This is a genomic window from Halorientalis sp. IM1011 (genome assembly GCF_001989615.1).
GTDB lineage: Archaea > Halobacteriota > Halobacteria > Halobacteriales > Haloarculaceae > Halorientalis.
The window spans coordinates 1,902,898-1,920,692 of the sequence record NZ_CP019067.1; the positions used below are offsets into that span (position 1 = coordinate 1,902,898).

Sequence of the window (17,795 nt, forward strand, 5' to 3'; positions counted from 1 at the left end):
TCACTCGTAGGCCGCGAAGCCGGTCAGGTCCTCACCGAGAATCAGGGTGTGGATGTCGTGGGTGCCTTCGTAGGTATAGACGGTCTCCAGATTGGCCATGTGGCGCATCGGCGAGTAGTCCGCCGTAATTCCGTTGCCGCCGAGCATCTCGCGGGCGATCCGAGACTGATTGCGCGCCATCCGGACGTTGTTGCGCTTGGCCATCGAGACGTGCTGGGGACGCATGTCGCCGCGTTCCTTGAGGTCGGCGAGGCGGTGGGCGAGCAGTTGCGCGAGCGTGATCTGGGTGGCCATCTCCGCCAGCTTGTCCTGCTGGAGCTGGAAGCGGGCGATGGGACCCCCGAACTGGTCGCGGTCGGTGGCGTACTGCCGCGCGGTCTCGAAGGCGTCACGGGCCGCACCGATCGCGCCCCACGCGATACCGTAGCGGGCCTGCGTGAGACAGCCCAGCGGACCGCCCATCCCCTCGACGCCGGGGAGGATGTTCTCCTCGGGGACGAACACGTCGTTGAGACCGATTTCGCCTGTGATGGACGCACGTAGCGAGAGCTTCTCGGTGATCTTGTTGGTGGAGACGCCATCGCGGTCGGTCTCGACGAGGAAGCCGCGAACCGGTGTTTCCGGATCCGTGCGGTCTCGTGCCCAGACGATCGCCACGTCCGCGATCGGTGAGTTCGTGATCCACGTCTTCGACCCGTTGAGTCGGTAGCCGCCGTCGGCCTCCTCGGCGCGGGTCTCCATCGCCGTCGGGTTCGAGCCGTGTTCGGGTTCGGTCAGGCCGAAACAGCCGACCGCTTCACCCGAGCCGAGTTTGGGCAGCCACTCCTCTTTCTGCTCCTCGCTGCCGTAGGCGTGGATCGGGTACATGACGAGCGCGCCCTGGACGCTGGCCATCGAGCGCAGGCCGGAATCGCAGGCTTCCAGTTCCTGCATCAGGAGGCCGTAGGCCGTCTCGCTGACGTTCGGCGAGCCGTAGCCCTCCAGATTCGGCGCGTAAAACCCCATCTCGCCCATCTCGGGGATCAGGTCCGTCGGGAACGTGCCCTCGATCCAGTGCTCGCCGATATCGGGTCGCACTTTCTCGTCGACGAACTCCCGGGCCGACTCCTGAATCATCCGCTCTTCTTCCGACAGGTCCGCTTCCAGACCGAAGTAATCGAGCATACTCCAGGCTAGGTTTCCAGTGGTAAAAACACTACTCAACTGAATCGCTGTTGTTAACCTTGCGGTAGGTTAACAATCCCACCGCTCGGACGACCGGGGTCTCGCTCCGTCGCCGGTGTGAGACGCCGGCTTCCTGCACGGTCGGAGACGCCGCTGTGCTCGCCCTCGCGTCAGTCGTCCGCGGCACCCGTCGCCGGGTCGCCGGACCGATCGGCCTGTACCTCGCGGACGAAGGCGGTGAAGTTGTCGAACAGGCGCTTGGCCTCGCAGGCGGCGTCGTAGTTGTCGGCGTGGATGCCGTCGAGTACCTGCTGGATCCGCTCGTCGCTCAACTGGTCGTCCTTGCCCTTCGTGACCGATTCGGCCGTCTCCATGTCGTACTCGGGGTGGAACTGGACGGAGAACACGCGCCCCTTCCGGAAGCCGTGGATGCCGTAGTCGTTCTCCGCGAAGACGGTCGCGCCCGGCGGGGCCTCGACCACGCGGTCGGAGTGGGTGGTGAAGACGGTGAAATCGGTGTCGACGCCGTCGAGCAGGCGGTTCTCGCCGTCCTGTTCGACGGTGCGGTAGCCGATCTCGTACTCGTCCATGTCCTCGACGCGCCCGCCCAGCACGTCCCCGAGCAACTGGTGGCCGTAACACACGCCCAGCGCGGGGAGCCCCGCTTCGATCGCGTCGCCGACCCAGGCCTTCAGCTGGCCGATCCACTCCCGCTCCCAGTAGACCGAGGCGCGCGAGCCCGTGACGACGAACCCGTCGTAGCGGAAGCCCTCGGGCAATTCGCCCTCCGGACAGTGGAACTCGACGAGGTCCGCGTCGAGTTCGCGACGGAAGTTCCGTCGGGTGTCTGCGCCGTCGTGGGCCGCGTTCAGCAGGGCGATGCGTGGCCGCGTCATCACTGGCTAGCAACGGCTCCAGCCTCAAATGCCCGTCCGTTTCGACACGTCTTGCCGCCCCGCGTCCGTCTTCGATCGCCCCGCTTACGATTCGTCGCTTTCGCTGTCGACGACCTCCTCCCACGACGACGCGCCGAAAAACGACTGGAGCGCCACGAGGACGCCGACGTAGGACCCGAAGGCGACGACGAGGACCGGAACGACGAGCAGGAGGACCAGCCGACCGAGACCGTATCCGCCGAGCATCTGAAGCACGACAGCCATGTGCGAAACACACACTACTGGCTGATAACTGGTACGGTCTCGCTCAGTACTCGCTGTCCACATACTCGTCCAGATGGCCGGCCAGCAGGTCCGCGACGACGGCTGGTTCCTCGGCGGCGACGAGGTTCCCGGCGTCGATACCCTCGAAGGTACCTCGGGGAAGGTCGTCGGCGAGATCCCGCCCCGCCGCGACCGGGACCACGGCGTCTTCGCGGCCGTGGACCACGAGTGCGGGCGTCGTCACCTCGTAGAGGGCGTCAGCCTCGAACTCGGTCATCGCCGCCCGCTGAGCGTCCCACTCCGCGGCGTCGGCGTCGTCCTCGGCCCGCCACTCGACGATCCGGTCGACGGCCTCGGGGTGGTTCTCGACGACACCGGACGAGAACGCCCCGCGCAGCGACGCCCGCAGCGCCTCGGGGTCGTCCCGCGGAGCCTGCAGGGCCGCGAGGGCGTCGGCGTCGACGCGGCTCCCGTCGGCAGTGGTTCCGAGCAGTGCGAGTGAGGCCGCCCGGCCGTGCTTGCGAGCATACTCCAGCGCGACCATTCCGCCGAGCCCCGCGCCGACGAGGTGGGTGGTTCGAGCGCCGTGATCGGACAGGACGGCCTCGAAGTCGGCAGCGAGCGTCGCCACGTCGTAGGGGCCCGGGGGTGCGTCCGAGCGGCCGGTCCCCCGGAGGTCCCAGACCAGCGTCTCCACGGGGCCGGCGAGTTCCTCGACGAGCCACGACCAGCACCACGCGCCGTAGCCCGCCGGATTCACGAACGCGACCGTCGGTCCGTCGCCGGCGGTCTCGTAGAACAGCTCGACGCCGTCGTTGGTCGCGGTCGGCATCTCAGGCGTTCTGGACCTGTTTGAGCACGTCCGGCGCGTCGTCGAGGGCGTCGTCCAGTGCGTCGCCGTCGGGGCCGCCGCCCTGGGCGAAATCGGGCGGGCCGCCGCCACCGCCGCCGACCTTGCTCGCGAGTTCGCCGACGACCTCGCCGGCGTCGACCCCCGCGTCGTCGGGGACGGCGACGACGAACTGCGCGCCATCCCGGCCGCTGCCGATGACGGCGATCTTGCCCTCCTCGACCAGCGCGTTCGCGGTCGCCCGGAGTTCGTCCATATCGGCGTCGAGCCGCTGGATCACCGCGGGTGTCCCGCCCACGTCGACTTCCTCACCGTCGTCGGCGGCCGCCCGGACCTCCGCGAGTTCCTCTTTGAGCTGTTCGATCTGCTTGCCGCGGGCCTTCCACTCCTCGAAGAACCGCTCGGCGGTCTCGGGCACGTCCTGCGGGCTCACGTCGAGGGTGTCGGCGGCGCCGTAGAGGGCGTCCTCGGTCTCCTGTGTCGCCTCGATGGCCGCCGCCCCGGCCGCGAACGTGAGCCGCTCGACGCCGTCCTGGATGCGCTCGGTGTTCAGGAGCTTGATCGCGCCCACGTCGCCCGTTCGTGAGACGTGTGTCCCACCGCAGGCCTGTACGTCCTCGTCGACGTGGATCAGCCGGATCTGCTCGCCGGCCGGGATGCCGCCCTGGTAGAGGTCGAAGCCGTGTTCGGCCTCCGCTTCGTGGCGGTCGGGCCACTCCTGACTGACCGACGTGTTGTCCCGCACGATCTCGTTGGCGATCCGCTCGATCTCCCGGACCTGCTCGCGGGTGATCGGCTCGTAGTGGCGCACGTCCAGCCGGGCGCTGTCGACGTGTTTCTGCGCGCCGGCCTGCCGGATGTGCTCGCCCAGTACCTGCCGGGCGGCGTAGCCCACGATGTGGGTGGCGGTGTGGTGGGCCATCAGCCGGCGTCGCCGGTCGGCATCGATCTGGCCGCGGACGAACTCGCCTTTGCCCGGGTCCTCGTCGGCCCGGTGCAGGACGACCCCGTCGACGATCTGGACGTCCTCGACCTCGGCGGTCACGTCGTCGGCTGTGATCGTCCCGTGGTCGGCGGGCTGCCCACCGCCTTCCGGGTAGAACATCGTCTGGTCCAGCACCACGTCGTAGTCGCCGTCCTCACGCTCGAACACGTCCAGCACCATGGCCTCGAACTCCATGCGCTCCTGATCCTCGTAGTAGAGCCGGTCGGTCTCGGGCAGGTCGGCCTGCCGCTCGCGGTGTCCCGACTCCCCGACTTCGGCGGCGGCTTCCGCCGCGTCGTGCCGGTTGGCGACCAGCGCGTAGAAGTCGTCCGGCACGTCCACGTCGACCCCCTTCTCCGCGGCGATCTCCTCGACCATGTCCGGCTGGATGCCGTGGGAGTCGTACAGCTCGATCAGTTCCTCGGTCGGGATCGGCTCGTCACGCTCGGCGTACTCCTCCGCGAGCTGACGGACCTTCCGGCCGCCACGGTCCAGCGTCTCCCGGTACTTCTCGACCTCGGTGCGGACGATGTCTCGGATGGTGTCGCGGTTCTCGTAGTCCAGCCGTTCGGCCTGCATGTCGACGAGTTCGTCCAGCGGCGCGTCCACGCCGACGTTGTCACAGAGCCGCTTGGTCCGACGGAGGACCATCCGCGCGAGATAACCCGTGCCGACGTTGCTGGGCACGATCCCGTCCCCGAGCATGTACGCCAGCGTCCGGCAGTGGTCCGAGATGGCGTAGATGTCTTCCAGGGGCTCGACGAGGTCGCGCAGGTGGTCCACGTCGACCCCGAGTTCGGCCGCGATGTCCGCGCGGGCGGCCTCCACGTCGTCCACGTCGTCGATGTCCAGACTCCCCGAGAGCCGCGCGGCGTCGTGGACGATGGCCGCCTCCTCGTCGGTGAGGTCGACCCCGGCGTTGTCCTTCAAAAAGTCGATCATGTCCGGGTAGATGGCCTCGTAGACGGTGGGCGTGCCCTGACTCATCCACGTCCAGCGCTCCAGCCCGTAGCCGGTGTCGACGACGTAGGTGTCCATCGGGCTGTAGCGGTTGCCGTCTTTCATCTCGTACTCGCCGTCGGGATCCTGCTCTAAGGACATGAAGACGAGCGTGGCGAGTTCGGCGCCGCGGTAGATGACCTCGATTGCCGGGCCGGCGTTGCCCCCGCCCACCCACGGGTCCTCGATGTAGGTGATCTCGTCCAGATTCGCGCCCAGCTCCTCGAACAGTTCGTCACAGAGCTGCACAGTTTTGTCCTTCCAGTAGACTTCGCCCTCGTAGGCGTACCGGTCGGGGTCCTCGATGTCCTCGCGGGCGTTGAACGCGTGGTGGGCCATCATCTCGAAGGCCATCGTGTGCCGGCCGGTCTTGCCCACGTTGTCGATGTCCTGCATCCGGATGCAGGGCTGGCTGATAGTCAGAGGGTTGGCCGGCGGCGGCGTCTCCCCGGAGGTGACGAGCGGCTGGAAGTCGTAGATCGACGCCTGCGTCAGGAGGACGTCGTCGCGCCAGCGGTTGGCCGCCACGGGATAGGGGTCGATCCGTTCGTGGTCGTGACCCTCGAAAAAGGAGAGAAACCGCTCGCGCATCTCCGACAGCGACAGCGCCTCGTCGAACCCCGGATCGTCGATGAAACTGTACTCCGCACACGGCGGTTCGCCACACGTCTCCCGACCGCCGTCCCGGGTCCAGAAGTGGTCCCCACACTCCGAACACTCCAGGCGATGAAACCCCTCGTCTTCGAAGTACTGGAGCTGGTACTCCTCTTCGAGCTCACTCATTCGTTGCTCTAATGTGGCAAACCGGGCGGTAAAACAGTTCCGAACAGCCGGCGAGATTCGCCGCGGTCTGGGGGGTCCGATTCCGCGGCCGGCCGCCCGCCCCCGTTCCTTTTGCCCCTCGCCGGCCTGTATCAGGTATGGCCGAGAACCCAGTCAGCACGGCGTCGCGACTCCCCGAGCGCCGCCCGATAACCTCGCTCGTCCTCGCCGTCCTCGCCTCGGAACTGGTCGGCAGTCTCGGCAACCTCCTCTCGCTCTCCGGCGTCACGACGTGGTACCCCACGCTGACGACACCGGCCTTCAACCCGCCGGGCTGGGTGTTCGGCCCGGTCTGGATCACCCTCTTCGCCCTCATGGGTGCGGCCGCGTGGCTGGTGTGGCGGGCCGGGCTCGACCAGCGGGCAGTGCGGGTGGCGCTCGCGCTCTTCGGCGTCCAGTTCGCCTTCAACGTCGCGTGGTCCGGGGCCTTCTTCGGCCTGCGCTCGCCGCTGGCCGGACTCGTCGTCATCGTCGCGCTGTGGCTCGCCATCGTCGCGACCGTCTGGGCCTTCGACCGGGTGGACCGCCGGGCGGCGCTACTGCTGGTCCCGTATCTGTTGTGGGTGAGCTTCGCCACACTGCTGAACTTCGAACTCTGGCGATTGAACTGAGGCGAGTCAGTCGTCGAGCGCCAGCGAGGCCAGCAGTGCCTCTAGCTGGATGCGCTCGTTGGCGCCCTCGGTGATCCGGTAGTCGGCCTCGCCGATACGATCCAGGAGAGTGACGGCGGCCTCGTCGTCCAGATCGAACTCCCAGACCGAGCGGTGGAGCTGGTCGATCACGTCGCCGCCGGCGATCCCCTCGTTGGTGAGCAGGTCGTCCAGCGTCGATCGGGCGGCCAGAAAGTCGCCGTCCAGCGCCTGGGTGACCATCTCGTGGATCTCCTCGGGTCGGGCGGTGGCGGTGATCTCGTAGACGGCTTCCTCGTCGACCACGTCGCCGGTGACCGCGGCGGCCTGCAGGCCGTTGATCGCTCGGCGCATGTCGCCGTCGGCGGCGTAGACCAGCGCCTCGACCCCGTCGTCGGTGACCTCGATGTCCTCCTCCTCGGCGATCAGGCGGACCTGCTCGGCGACGGCCTCGTCGGAAAGCGGGTTGAAACGGAAGACGGCACAGCGGGACTGGATCGGGTCGATGATCTGGCTGGAGTAGTTACAGGAGAGGATGAAGCGGACGTTGTTCGAGAACTCCTCCATGGTACGGCGGAGCGCCGCCTGCGCGTCACTCGTGAGGGAGTCGGCCTCGTCGAGGAAGATGATGCGGTAGTTCGCGCCGCCGAAGGACGAACGGGCGAAGTTCTTGATCCGTTCGCGGACCACGTCGATCCCGCGCTGGTCGGAGGCGTTGAGTTCGAGGAAGTGCTCCTCCCAGTCCTCGCCGTACAGTTCGCGGGCGATGGCCAGCGCGGCGGTGCTCTTGCCGATGCCGGCCTCGCCGGAGAACATGAGGTGGGGGAGGTCGTCCCGGGAGACGTAGCTCTCGAGGCGCTCGACGATGGTATCCTGCCCGACGATGTCCGCGAGCGTCTGCGGGCGGTACTTCTCGATCCAGATCTCGTCCCGCCCGGCCCGCGACTCGGTGTCGGCCTCGCTCATGGTCCGGGCAACGAGTGGCCGCGCAATAAACTGACCGGGACCGCTCCGGACTCGCGCCGACCGACGCCGGTAAGCCCACGGTAACTACTACCCTGCGAACCCGGGGACCGGTATGGATCGCAAACTGGACTTCGCCTTCGTCACAGCGGTCGGGTTCGCGCTCTCGGTCTGGGTCCTCGCGAGCGTCATCCGGAATCGCCGCTCCGACCCGTGAACGACACGCTCAAATCCGGTCAGGCCCCTCCCTCGAACATGGTCACGGTGGAGGTAGTCGGCGAGGGAACTCACGAAATCGACCCCGCGACTCTCGGGGCCGACCCGACCTACGCGGATCTGGTGCAGGCCGTCGACTACAGCCCCCACGAGGTGTCCGTGCTGGTCGACGACCAGCCGGTACCCGAGGACCGACCGATCGACGCCGATCACGTTCGCGTCCTGCGACTGATCAAGGGCGGGTAGCCTGCCAGATGTGTCCACTCCCGCGGGTTCTTCACCTACGAGTACTTACACTGGGCCAATGGAGGTCCGCGAGGCGACCGTCGAGGAGCTTCCGACGGTGATGACAGTCTTCGACGGGGCCATGCTGGCGACTGGGGCGGACGCCGTCCGGGCGTCCATCGACCGCGGTGAGCTGCTGGTGGCCGCGGCCGAGGGGCGCGTCCTCGGGGCCTGTCTCCTCGCCGGCGAGGAGATCGAGGCGGTCGCGGTCCGGCGCGCGCGGCGGGATCAGGGGATCGGCCGGGCGCTGGTCGAGGCCGCCGCCGACCGCCGGGAGCGCCTCGTCGCCGAGTTCGACCCGCGCGTGCGGCCGTTCTGGGCGTCGCTCGGTTTCGAGATCGAACCGGCCGCCGAGTCGGAGCGCTACCGCGGTACACGGGAGTGAGTCACCCCTCCAGGGTGCGAACGCGGTTGAGGAGCCGTTCGAGCCCGTCGCTCGCCCGGTAGTCGAGTTTCCGGTCGGACTCGTCGTAGTCGACGACGCCGGCGCTGACCAGTTTCGGGACGTGTGAGTGGACCAGGGCGATCTCGACGCGCTCGGGTTTCTGTCCGGGGACGCCGCTCGTGTTCGCGAGGTAGGCCGCGGCTTCGGTCACGCTGATGGGACCGTCGACGGTCGCGAGATACGGGAGCAGTTCCCGGCGGGTCCGGTCGGCGAGCAAGTCCAGCGCCGTGTCGACCTTGGTCGCGTCGACCGGTTCGGTGAACGTCGCTAACTGGGTGCGGTCCGATTCGGACTCCGTTCGGCCGGTCCGGTGTGCCAGTTCGTAGCTCGCCCAGCGCGCCAGCAGTCCGACGAGTTCGACCTCGAACTCGCCGAGGGGCTCGTCGCGGGCCTCTTCGCCCGCGAGACAGACGGTCCCCCGCCGATCGCCGTCGAACTCGACCGCCGACCCGACGTAACTCTCCAGCCCGAATCGCTCGTAGGCGGGGTCTCCTGCCCAGCCTTCCTCGCCAGCAGCGTCGACCGCCAGTCGCCCCTCCTCGGTCGCGATCGTCTTCCGGCAGTACGTCTCCGAGAGCGGGATCGTCTCGCCCTCCTCGACGACCGTCTCCATGCCGGTCGTGAGGACGATCTCCTGTCGCCCCGCCTCCCGGTCGATGTACGAGAGAAAGCCGTACGGGAGGTCCAGGTGCTGGCTCTCGAGCTCCAGCGCCGCGGCCAGGCGCTCGGCGAACGCCCTCTCCGGTTCGAACACGATCGTCGAGAGATCGAGGAGGTGTTCGAGGTGTCCGTTCGCGGCTCGTTGTGCCGCCATAGCGAGTAGTATTACCCGGTCGTTTCCTTATGCCTTGGGGAGAAAACTCGGGTATATGACTCTCTTACTGCAGAAATTTACGGCTTCGATACCACACTCACACGAGAGGTTCGACCAGGTCGCGGCCGGCCGTGAGCAACTCCCGGACACGTTCGTCGTCCGTCGCCTCGGCGTACACCCGGAGTTTCGGCTCGGTGCCGCTGGGCCGGACCAGCAGCCAGGACCCGTCCGCGAGGAAGATCTTGAACCCGTCTACGTCGTTGACGCGCTCGACGGCGGCCCCGGCGATCTCCTCGGGTAGCGCGCCGTCGAGATCCGCGACGACCGCCGCCTTCCGGTCGTCGGGACAGTCGACGCTGATCCGGTCCTGGTGGACCTCGCCGTGGGCGTCCTCTAGCGCCGAGACGCGCTCGTCCAGCGGTCGCTCGACGGCCGCCGCGGCGGTCAACAGGGCGAGCGTCACGCCGTCCTTGTTCCGGAGGTGCCCGCGCACGCCGAACCCGCCGCTCTCCTCGCCGCCCATCAGTGCGTCGGTCTCTTTCATCGCCTCGGCGACGTGCTTGAACCCGACGGGCGTCTCGGCGACGGTCTCGCCGTGGGCCTGGGCCACCCGGTCGACGATGGCGCTGGTCGAGACCGTCCGGACCGCCGACCCCGACTCGGATTCGAGCAGGTGGTCGTAGACGGCGGCGAAGAACAGGGAGGGGTCCAGCATCCCTCGCTCGGGCGTGACGACGCCGATCCGGTCGGCGTCCCCGTCGTTGGCGATCCCCAGATCGGCGTCGCCGCTCTCGACCCGCTCGATCAACGCGTCGAGTTTCTCGGCGCTGGGTTCGGGCGATTCCCCGCCGAACTCGGGGTCGGTCTCACAGCGCAGGCGGAGCACGTCCGCGCCCGCGGCTTCCAGCAGGCGGTCGGTCACGTCGCGGCCGCTCCCGTGCATCGCGTCGTAGGCGACCGTCAGCCCGTCCAGATCGGCGTCGACGAAGTCAAGCGCGTGGTCGAGGTACGGGCCGACGAAGTCGGTCTCCTCGACGCGGCCGTGTTCGGACTCGGGCAGGGGATCGGGTTCGGCCAGGTTCGCCTCGATTCGGTCGGTCACGGCCGCCGGGGCCGGCGATCCGTCGGCGGGGACGAACTTCACGCCGTTGTACTCCGGCGGGTTGTGTGAGGCGGTCACCACGAGCGCGCCGGCCAGGCCCCGGTCCCGGACGGTCCAGGCCGTGACCGGCGTCGGGCAGTCCCGAGCCGGGAGCAGTACGTCGAACCCGTTGGCACAGAGGACCCGGGCGAGTTCCTCCGCGAAGCCCCGCGAGTGTTCGCGGGCGTCGTAGCCGATGGCGACGGTCCCAGCGGCGTCTGTCTCCCGTCGGTCGTCCTCGCTCGCGGGTCCGTCCTCCCCGCTCGTTCGTTTGGAGGACTCCCGTCGGTCGTCCTCCCGCAGTACGGTGGCGACGCCCTGTCCGACCATCCGGACGCGGCGGTCGGTGAACGTCTCAAGGGTGGCCCGCCAGCCGTCGGTACCGAACGAAATCTCGTCCATACGCCCTCTCCCTCGTGGCCCTGCAAAAAGTCACGGTTTTTGACAATCCAGCGGGGGTTCCGGGATCGGTCCCCGATAGCGGTCACTCCTCGATCAGCCGCTCCTTCTCGGCCCGGGAGTACTGTTTGATCTCGTGTTCGCGGCTCATGGCCGCCGATTTCGAGTCGAAGGACTCGACGTGGACGAGGTCGACCGGCGTGCGCCCGCGGGTGTACTTGGCACCCTCGCCAGCGTCGTGTTCGGCGACTCGCCGGTCCACGTCGGTCGTGTAGCCCGTATAGAGGGTGTCGTCGGCACAGCGCAACACGTAGACGTAGTGGTCCGACACGTCCGGACGGAGCGCGTGGGGGACGGTGAGCGTTGCGTTCGCTGGCGCGGTTGAGTCGTCTGGAGAAGGGCAGTGTCGTCCGGCGCGCTGCCGGCGCAGTGCCGCAGAGATGGGCTTCGCGTGGTAGCTATGCGACGGTTCTCACGCTTTGTGGGCGCGCTCGCGTGCCACCTCGGCGATGCCAGCGTTCGCCGAGCAACTCGGGCAGGCGTGGACTTCGCCGTACTCGTCCGCAAAGACCCGAGCGAACTGGTCCGACACGTGTGCACCACAGTGATTACAGTCTGGCATTCGTCACTGCCGGCAGCGACCGACTGCCGACATCCCTCCTAGGGGTCGTGTGTACATATCCTCCATACCGAACCAGTAAGGCATCCCCGGCGACGGCCCGCTCTCGGGTGGGTTTCCGCTACTCCGGCCGTGCGGCGTCGATGGTGCGGGCGATCAGCGCGGCCTGTGCGCCCGCGGTGAAGCCGGCGTCGACGTTGACCGCGGTCAGGGCGGTACAGGACTGGAGCATGCCGTCCAGCGCGGCTTCGCCCGCCCCGGCGTGGCCGTAGCCCGTCGAGACGGGGAGCCCGATGACCGGCGTGTCGACGAGGCCGGCGACGACGGTCGGGAGTGCGCCCTCGCGACCGGCGGCGACGATCAACACGTCGAGTTCCCGGAGGTGGGAGAGCTGGTCGAGCAGGCGGGCGATGCTGGCCACGCCCACGTCGTCGACGCGTTCGATCTCTGCGCCCATCTCCCGGGCGATGACCGCCGCCTCCCCTGCGGGTTCGGCGTCGGACGTGCCGGCGGTGACGACGCCGACAGTCGCGTCGAGTTCCGGACGCTCGAACTCGTCTGTGTGAGCCACCAGCACGCGGGCCCGTTCGTGGTACGTGTCCTCGGCGTCGTGGCTTCTCAGCCGCTCTCTGACTGTGGCCAGTGCGTCGGCGTCCAGTCGGGTCACGATGGCTCGCCCGGTCGTCTCGATGGATGTGGCCGCCAGATCGGCCACCTCTGACGGCGTCTTCCCGTCGGCCAGAATCGCCTCGGGGACGCCCGACCGCGTCACCCGTGCGGCGTCGAACCGCCCGGCGTCGCCGGTCGCGTAGCCTGCAAGTTCCGCCTCGGCCTCGGCGGGGCTCGTCTCGCCCGCCGCGACCGCTTCGAGCAACTCGCGCATACGCCCCCTCCACGCTCGACTCACTCCTACCCATCGACTCGGCCACAGAAAAGAAGGATTGATGACACATATGCTTCCAAACCAAAGCGCGCGCGAGCGCCCGGCTGACGGGTGTACACGACCAGTTCACCGATTCGAGGGGGTCGACGTGGGGTGACGGTTAAATACCGGCCAGTGCCTTTATAAGGGGAACTCCGCGAAACCGGCTCAGACCCCCGTGAGTACCGGCGAGAAACTGCACAAACGGGAAAGTATTTAAACCACCCTCTGGAAAGGCCGCGTGTATGGCAGACCTGATCGTCAAAGCCGCCGTGAAGGAAGCGCTCGATGACATGAACGTCGCATCTGACTTCTACGACGCACTCGACGACGAAGTCGAAGAACTGCTCGAGGACGCAGCGCGTCGTGCCGAGGAGAACGACCGCAAGACCGTCCAGCCGCGCGACCTGTAGGCTGGGACTCCGATTCCGTTTTTTACCGGGCGCAACGACCGCCAGCCACAGCTATCGGCTACGGTTCTCGGACCGTCACGTCCTCGTCGGTCCCGACGTAGATCGCGTCGGCCAGATCGACGAACAGTCCGTGTTCGAGGACGCCCGGGATCGCCGAGAGATCGGCAGCGAGCCTTCCGGGATCGTCGACCTCGCCGAAATCGCAGTCCAGCACGAGGTTCCCGTTGTCGGTGACGACCGGCCCGTCCTTCCGTTCGGCGGCCCGCAGTTCGGGGTCGCCTTCTAGCTCGCGAACCCGGGCGGCGACCGGTTCGCGGGCGTCGGGCATGACTTCCACTGGAACGGGGACCGACAGCCGGTCGGCGAGCTTGGAGTCGTCGGCGACCACGAGGAGGCGGTCGGCGGCGGCGTCGACCAGTTTCTCGCGTGCGTGGGCCGCCCCGCCGCCCTTGATCAGGTCGCCGTCGGCCACCTGGTCGGCCCCGTCGATGGCGATATCGGGGGTCGCTTCGTCCAGCGTCGTCAGGGGAATCCCGGCATCGCGGGCGAGTTCCCGCGACTGGTAGGAGGTGGGGACGCCCTCGATGTCGAGGCCGGAGTCGACCGCCCGGCCGAGCGCCCGGATGGCGTGGGCCGCGGTGCTGCCGGTGCCCAGTCCCACGACCTGTCCGTCGTCGACAGCGTCGGCGGCGGCCTCGCCGGCCCGTCGCTTCTGCTCGTCGCTCCCGCCGCGTTTCATGCCCGGGGGAACCGCACCCGCGGACAAAAAGACGTGGGATCGCCGGGCCTAGGAGGTGGATATTTTTGAGGGATACACCCGTCGCCTCGGGTATGTTCGGAACCAGCGGCATCAGGGGACCGGTGGGCGAGACCGTGACCGCAGACCTGGCGCTCTCTGTCGGCCGGGCCCTCGGCGTCGAGGCCGAGCGAGTCGTCGTCGGTCGCGACCCCCGCGAGAGCGGCGAACTGCTCACCGACGCCCTGTCGGCCGGGCTGCGAGAGTCGGGAACCCACGTGCTGGATCTCGGCCTCGCGGCCACACCGACCGTCGCCCGCGCCGTGGCGTGGGAGGACGCCGACGCAGGCGTCTCGATCACCGCCTCGCACAACCCGCCCGAGGACAACGGGATCAAACTCTGGCAGGCGAGCGGGCAGGCCTTCGACGCCGAGCGCCGGGAGACCATCAGCGAGCGCGTCCGGGAGGACGCCGCCGACCTGCGGGCATGGGACGACCTCGGGACCCGCCGGGACGCCGACGCCCGGGAGCGCCACCTGGAGGCGCTGGTCGACGCCGTCGACATAGCGGATCCGCCGTCGGTCATCGTCGACGTGGGCAACGGCGCAGGCGGCCTCACCGTCGACGCCCTCCAGGAACTGGGCTGTTCGGTGGAAACGCTGAACGCCCAGCCCGACGGCGCGTTCCCGGGCCGACCCAGCGAGCCGACCGCCGAGAACTGCGAGTCGCTAGCGACGCTCGTGGCCGAGACGGACGCCGACCTCGGGATCGCCCACGACGGCGACGCCGACCGGATGCGCGCCGTCGCGGGGGACGGTACCTACCTCTCGGGCGACGTGACCCTCGCGCTGTTCGCCCGTGCGGCCGCCGACACCGGCCAGCGCGTCGCCGCGCCCGTCGACACGAGTCTCGCGGTCGCCGACCACCTCGCCGAGATCGACGTGACCGTCGAGCGGACGAAGGTCGGCGACGTGTACGTGGCGGATCGGGTCGCCGACGACGGCGTGGCCTTCGGCGGCGAGCCCAGTGGCGCGTGGATCTGGCCCGACGCGACGCTGTGTCCCGACGGCCCACTGGCAGCGTGTCGGCTGGTCGAACTCGCCGCCGAGCGCCCGCTCGCGGCGCGTGCCGCCGAGATCGACACCTACCCGATCCACCGCGACAGCGTCGAAGTCGCGGAGAAGGCCGCCGTCATGGAGCGGGTGCAGGACCTCGTCGCCGACCGCTACGACGCGGTCGAGACGCTGGACGGGGTGCGCGTGGATCTGGGCGACGGCTGGTTCCTGCTGCGCGCCAGCGGGACCCAGCCCCTGGTCCGGATCACCGCGGAGGCACGCGATGCTGGGCGGGCCGAGACCATCGCTGCCGACGCTCGGGACCTGCTGGAGACCGCGAGAAGTTGAGGGGTGGTTCCTGACGACGGGGCCGTCCCGCCGGGGGTGGGTTATCCGCGCCGCGTCGACCGTGCCTGTCGGACGTCCGCACCGTCGCGGATCTTGTCCTCACACTGCGGACAGACCCGTGGTGCTTGGATGCCGTTCGGTGTAAAGACACGTGCATACGCGGCAGTGACAAAAGCGCCGCAGTTCTGACATTCCGGCATACACCCGGTACGTAGGATGGTGTTGTCTTAACTTTGGGTGGTGATTGTGACACTCTCCCGCGCCGAGAAACCGCTCGGACACCGCCACGTACAGTCGATCCCGACGAAACCGGAACGGTTTGCCGATTCGTCGCGTCCGCGACGTGTCGACTCACGGTCACCGCTCCTCGCGCGCGGCCTCTCGCTCGACTGTCACGATCGGGGACGGGCACGGCCGACACAGCCTTTTTCCGGCCCCGGTCGTACACCGTGGCATGGCATGTACTGTCGTGATAGCCGGCGTCGGCCCCGGTCTCGGCGAGTCGATCGCCCGTCGGTTCGCCGCCGAAGGTTGCCGGGTCGGCCTGTTCGCCCGCTCTGCGTCGTACCTCGACGACCTCGCCGCCGACCTCGATGGGACCGCCGGTGCGGGACTGGCGGTCCCGACCGATCTGACCGACCCCGACGAGATCGCCGCCGGGTTCGAGGGCGTCCGCGACGCGTTCGGTCCCGTCGACGTCCTCGTCAACCACGCCAGCGCCGCGTCGTGGGACGGCCTCACGGATATCTCGACCGAGTCGTTCGACCGCGCGCTCGCGGTCGGCCCGAAGGCTGCGCTCCACTGCTCGCAGGAAGCCGTCGGGGATATGCGAGAAACTGGAGGCGGGACCGTCATCTTCACCGGTGCGACGACCTCTGTCCGCGGCCGGGAGGGCGCGGTCGGGTTCTCCGCCGCGAAGTTCGCCAACCGGGGGCTGGCCGAATCGATGGCCCGCGAACTCGGTCCCGAGGGGATCCACGTCGCTCACGTCGTCCTCGACGGCGGGATCCTGCCGCCCGACCGCGATGTCGAGAACGACGAGGACTACCTCGATCCCGACGCCATCGCCGACAGCTACTGGCACCTCGTCGAACAGGACGAGTCGGCGTGGACGCTGGAACTCGACCTGCGCCCCCACACGGAAGATTTCTGAGAGTTACCGGTTCCGGCCGAGTTCCTCGTGACTGGTCACCCAGTCCGAGGCCGAGATGGCCGAGGCCAGTGACAGTTCCCCAGCCAGCACGACGCCGGCGGCGATCTCGGCGAACTTGTTGACGTTGCCCGCACCGTCACAGTCCAGCATCCCCAGGGCTTCCTTCTGGGTCGGCAGGCCCGTCCCGCCGCCGTAGGTCGCGACGATGAGCGACGGGATGGTGACCGAGACGTGGACCGAGTCGTCCTCCAGCAGGGTCGCGTTGACCAGCGCGGCGGACGATTCGGCGACGTTGGCCTCGTCCTGTCCCGTGGCGATGTACAGCGCCGCCAGCCCGTTGGCCGGGTGCGCGCCGTTCGTGTTCGCCCCGGCCAGCATCGACCCGAGGTTGGCGACCTCTCCGTGATGGACCAGACTCTCCGGGTCGGCCCCGAGATGGTGGGTGAACACCTCCTCGGGGATGGTGGCCTCCGCCGTCACCCGCTTGCCGCGGGTCATCATGTCGTTGACCTGCGAGTGTTTCTTGTCCGTCGCGAAGTTCCCCTCCAGATAGAAGTTCTCGACGTAGCCGGGGAACTCGCTGAGGATCCAGTTACAGGCCGCGAAGGTGGCCTTCCCGACCATGTTCTGCCCGGCGGCGTCCCCGGTCTTGAAGTCGAACCGGAGGAAGGCGAGGTTGTTGGTGAGGTAATCTTCGATCTCGACCAGTTCGGCGACGCTGGAGGTCTCTTCGGCTTTCGCCTTGACCGTGTCGTAGTGATCGAACACCCAGTCCCGGAAGTCACGGGCGGTACGGGCGTCCTCGAAGACGAAGACGGGCGCGCGGTTCATCCGGTCGTCGACGACGGTGGTCTTCACGCCGCCCGCGAGGTTCAGCGCCTTCATCCCGCGACTGTAGGAGGCCACGAGGGTGCCCTCGGTGGTCGCCAGTGGGATCGGGTACTCGCCCTCGGCGTGTTCGCCCTCGACCTTGAGCGGGCCGGCCAGTCCCATCGGCATCTGGGCCACGCCGACGAAGTTCTCGATGTTGCCCTCCAGTTCCCCCGGATCGACGGAGTACTCCGCGATGTGGTCGAGGTCGGTGTCGGTCTGCTCGGCGACGTACTCGTGGCGCTCGGCGATGGCGTCCTCGCTGTAGTTGTCGGTCTCGTCACGGGGGACGCTCGGAATCGTCTCCTCGTCGCGGATGGTATCCGTGACCGACAGCGACAGCGAGCCGAACGGATGGGCCACGAAGTCGATCTCGATTTCGTGGTCGCCGGTCGGCAACTCCAGGTCCGCGACGGTGACGTACACCGTGCGCCCGACCGGGAACCCGATGGAACTGTCCTCGTCGACCTCCGTCAGCGCGTAGGTCTCCCCCTCCGAGGTTTCGAGGGTCACGTCACCGGGGAGTACCTCGTCCCCGTTGATCGTCAGGCGCTCGACGCCGCCGAACTCGGCGTCCTGCAGCCTGTTTTTCACCTCGAAGCGCACCCCCTCGTCGGTGTTCGTGAGACTCCCGTAGGTGTAGAGCCGCTTCAACACCTTCTCGGGTACGTCGAGCGAAACGACGCCGTTTCCGCCGACGAGGTTCGCGTAGAGCCTGTTCAGTATGCCGCTGTCGGGCTTCGGGACGACCATGGTGCTCAATTATTCCAGAAATGTCGGGATTAAAATTTTCCAAACACCTAATGA

The 17,795-nt window shown here is 68.1% G+C and carries 18 protein-coding genes; 6 read left to right on the forward strand and 12 right to left on the reverse strand.

Annotated features, from left to right (window positions below):
• The 5 genes from BV210_RS09645 to alaS all read right to left on the reverse strand — a co-directional run bounded on the left by BV210_RS09645 (position 1) and on the right by alaS (position 5,941).
• Positions 1-1,164, reverse strand: coding sequence for an acyl-CoA dehydrogenase family protein (locus tag BV210_RS09645; RefSeq protein ID WP_077206465.1), 1,164 nt, complete (start codon positions 1,162-1,164; stop codon positions 1-3).
• A gap of 170 nt (positions 1,165-1,334) precedes the next feature.
• Positions 1,335-2,060 (reverse strand): type 1 glutamine amidotransferase, encoded by a 726-nt coding sequence (locus BV210_RS09650; protein WP_077206466.1) that lies wholly within the window; start codon positions 2,058-2,060, stop codon positions 1,335-1,337.
• An 84-nt stretch (positions 2,061-2,144) separates the two neighbouring features.
• Positions 2,145-2,324, reverse strand: coding sequence for a hypothetical protein (locus BV210_RS09655; protein ID WP_077206467.1), 180 nt, complete (start codon positions 2,322-2,324; stop codon positions 2,145-2,147).
• Positions 2,325-2,367: 43 nt separating this feature from the next.
• Complete coding sequence (locus BV210_RS09660) at positions 2,368-3,156, reverse strand: alpha/beta fold hydrolase (RefSeq protein WP_077206468.1); 789 nt, start codon at positions 3,154-3,156, stop codon at positions 2,368-2,370.
• Between the two features lies 1 nt (position 3,157).
• Complete coding sequence (gene alaS / locus BV210_RS09665; RefSeq protein WP_077206469.1) at positions 3,158-5,941, reverse strand: alanine--tRNA ligase; 2,784 nt, start codon at positions 5,939-5,941, stop codon at positions 3,158-3,160.
• Positions 5,942-6,078: 137 nt separating this feature from the next.
• Here alaS and BV210_RS09670 point away from each other — a divergent pair, with 137 nt between their 5' ends.
• Complete coding sequence (locus BV210_RS09670) at positions 6,079-6,591, forward strand: TspO/MBR family protein (RefSeq protein ID WP_077206470.1); 513 nt, start codon at positions 6,079-6,081, stop codon at positions 6,589-6,591.
• A gap of 6 nt (positions 6,592-6,597) precedes the next feature.
• Here the strand turns inward: BV210_RS09670 and BV210_RS09675 are convergent, their stop codons facing one another.
• On the reverse strand, positions 6,598-7,575 hold the full coding sequence (locus BV210_RS09675; RefSeq protein ID WP_077206471.1) for a replication factor C small subunit: 978 nt from the start codon (positions 7,573-7,575) through the stop codon (positions 6,598-6,600).
• Positions 7,576-7,827: 252 nt separating this feature from the next.
• Between BV210_RS09675 and BV210_RS09680 the strand changes: the two genes are divergently transcribed.
• Positions 7,828-8,034: a ubiquitin-like small modifier protein 2 gene (locus BV210_RS09680; protein WP_077208027.1), complete on the forward strand. Its 207-nt coding sequence runs from the start codon at positions 7,828-7,830 to the stop codon at positions 8,032-8,034.
• A gap of 58 nt (positions 8,035-8,092) precedes the next feature.
• A complete protein-coding gene (locus BV210_RS09685; protein WP_077206472.1) occupies positions 8,093-8,458 on the forward strand; it encodes a GNAT family N-acetyltransferase in 366 nt (121 codons plus the stop codon).
• Between the two features lies 1 nt (position 8,459).
• On the opposite strand, the gene BV210_RS09690 is transcribed toward BV210_RS09685, so the two are convergent.
• The 4 genes from BV210_RS09690 to larB form a co-directional block, all read right to left on the reverse strand.
• A complete protein-coding gene (locus BV210_RS09690) occupies positions 8,460-9,332 on the reverse strand; it encodes a winged helix-turn-helix domain-containing protein (protein WP_077206473.1) in 873 nt (290 codons plus the stop codon).
• 97 nt (positions 9,333-9,429) lie between these two features.
• Positions 9,430-10,875: a phosphoglucomutase/phosphomannomutase family protein gene (locus tag BV210_RS09695; RefSeq protein ID WP_077206474.1), complete on the reverse strand. Its 1,446-nt coding sequence runs from the start codon at positions 10,873-10,875 to the stop codon at positions 9,430-9,432.
• An 82-nt stretch (positions 10,876-10,957) separates the two neighbouring features.
• Positions 10,958-11,203, reverse strand: coding sequence for a GIY-YIG nuclease family protein (locus tag BV210_RS09700; protein ID WP_077206475.1), 246 nt, complete (start codon positions 11,201-11,203; stop codon positions 10,958-10,960).
• Between the two features lie 409 nt (positions 11,204-11,612).
• The gene (gene larB, locus BV210_RS09705) at positions 11,613-12,374 is read right to left on the reverse strand and encodes a nickel pincer cofactor biosynthesis protein LarB (RefSeq protein ID WP_077206476.1); all 762 of its coding nucleotides are present in this window, start codon (positions 12,372-12,374) and stop codon (positions 11,613-11,615) included.
• A 284-nt stretch (positions 12,375-12,658) separates the two neighbouring features.
• On the opposite strand from larB, the gene BV210_RS09710 reads away from it, so the two are divergent.
• Positions 12,659-12,826, forward strand: a complete 168-nt coding sequence (locus BV210_RS09710) for a DNA-binding protein (protein ID WP_011322117.1) — start codon at positions 12,659-12,661, stop codon at positions 12,824-12,826.
• Positions 12,827-12,884: 58 nt separating this feature from the next.
• Here the strand turns inward: BV210_RS09710 and rpiA are convergent, their stop codons facing one another.
• Positions 12,885-13,565: a ribose-5-phosphate isomerase RpiA gene (rpiA, locus tag BV210_RS09715; protein WP_077206477.1), complete on the reverse strand. Its 681-nt coding sequence runs from the start codon at positions 13,563-13,565 to the stop codon at positions 12,885-12,887.
• 92 nt (positions 13,566-13,657) lie between these two features.
• Between rpiA and glmM the strand changes: the two genes are divergently transcribed.
• Complete coding sequence (gene glmM / locus BV210_RS09720) at positions 13,658-14,965, forward strand: phosphoglucosamine mutase (protein ID WP_077206478.1); 1,308 nt, start codon at positions 13,658-13,660, stop codon at positions 14,963-14,965.
• A 454-nt stretch (positions 14,966-15,419) separates the two neighbouring features.
• Positions 15,420-16,118, forward strand: a complete 699-nt coding sequence (locus tag BV210_RS09725) for an SDR family NAD(P)-dependent oxidoreductase (protein WP_077206479.1) — start codon at positions 15,420-15,422, stop codon at positions 16,116-16,118.
• A 3-nt stretch (positions 16,119-16,121) separates the two neighbouring features.
• On the opposite strand, the gene BV210_RS09730 is transcribed toward BV210_RS09725, so the two are convergent.
• Positions 16,122-17,741 (reverse strand): hydroxymethylglutaryl-CoA reductase, encoded by a 1,620-nt coding sequence (locus BV210_RS09730; protein ID WP_084802611.1) that lies wholly within the window; start codon positions 17,739-17,741, stop codon positions 16,122-16,124.
• Between the last annotated feature and the right edge of the window lie 54 nt (positions 17,742-17,795).

What these genes read in the sequence shown, in the direction of transcription:
- BV210_RS09645 (WP_077206465.1), bottom strand. Translation starts at nt 1,164, where the DNA reads ATGCTCGATTACTTCGGTCTGGAAGCGGACCTGTCGGAAGAAGAGCGG.
- BV210_RS09650 (WP_077206466.1), bottom strand. Translation starts at nt 2,060, where the DNA reads ATGACGCGGCCACGCATCGCCCTGCTGAACGCGGCCCACGACGGCGCA.
- BV210_RS09655 (WP_077206467.1), bottom strand. Translation starts at nt 2,324, where the DNA reads ATGGCTGTCGTGCTTCAGATGCTCGGCGGATACGGTCTCGGTCGGCTG.
- BV210_RS09660 (WP_077206468.1), bottom strand. Translation starts at nt 3,156, where the DNA reads ATGCCGACCGCGACCAACGACGGCGTCGAGCTGTTCTACGAGACCGCC.
- alaS (WP_077206469.1), bottom strand. Translation starts at nt 5,941, where the DNA reads ATGAGTGAGCTCGAAGAGGAGTACCAGCTCCAGTACTTCGAAGACGAG.
- BV210_RS09670 (WP_077206470.1), top strand. Translation starts at nt 6,079, where the DNA reads ATGGCCGAGAACCCAGTCAGCACGGCGTCGCGACTCCCCGAGCGCCGC.
- BV210_RS09675 (WP_077206471.1), bottom strand. Translation starts at nt 7,575, where the DNA reads ATGAGCGAGGCCGACACCGAGTCGCGGGCCGGGCGGGACGAGATCTGG.
- BV210_RS09680 (WP_077208027.1), top strand. Translation starts at nt 7,828, where the DNA reads ATGGTCACGGTGGAGGTAGTCGGCGAGGGAACTCACGAAATCGACCCC.
- BV210_RS09685 (WP_077206472.1), top strand. Translation starts at nt 8,093, where the DNA reads ATGGAGGTCCGCGAGGCGACCGTCGAGGAGCTTCCGACGGTGATGACA.
- BV210_RS09690 (WP_077206473.1), bottom strand. Translation starts at nt 9,332, where the DNA reads ATGGCGGCACAACGAGCCGCGAACGGACACCTCGAACACCTCCTCGAT.
- BV210_RS09695 (WP_077206474.1), bottom strand. Translation starts at nt 10,875, where the DNA reads ATGGACGAGATTTCGTTCGGTACCGACGGCTGGCGGGCCACCCTTGAG.
- larB (WP_077206476.1), bottom strand. Translation starts at nt 12,374, where the DNA reads ATGCGCGAGTTGCTCGAAGCGGTCGCGGCGGGCGAGACGAGCCCCGCC.
- BV210_RS09710 (WP_011322117.1), top strand. Translation starts at nt 12,659, where the DNA reads ATGGCAGACCTGATCGTCAAAGCCGCCGTGAAGGAAGCGCTCGATGAC.
- rpiA (WP_077206477.1), bottom strand. Translation starts at nt 13,565, where the DNA reads ATGAAACGCGGCGGGAGCGACGAGCAGAAGCGACGGGCCGGCGAGGCC.
- glmM (WP_077206478.1), top strand. Translation starts at nt 13,658, where the DNA reads ATGTTCGGAACCAGCGGCATCAGGGGACCGGTGGGCGAGACCGTGACC.
- BV210_RS09725 (WP_077206479.1), top strand. Translation starts at nt 15,420, where the DNA reads ATGGCATGTACTGTCGTGATAGCCGGCGTCGGCCCCGGTCTCGGCGAG.
- BV210_RS09730 (WP_084802611.1), bottom strand. Translation starts at nt 17,741, where the DNA reads ATGGTCGTCCCGAAGCCCGACAGCGGCATACTGAACAGGCTCTACGCG.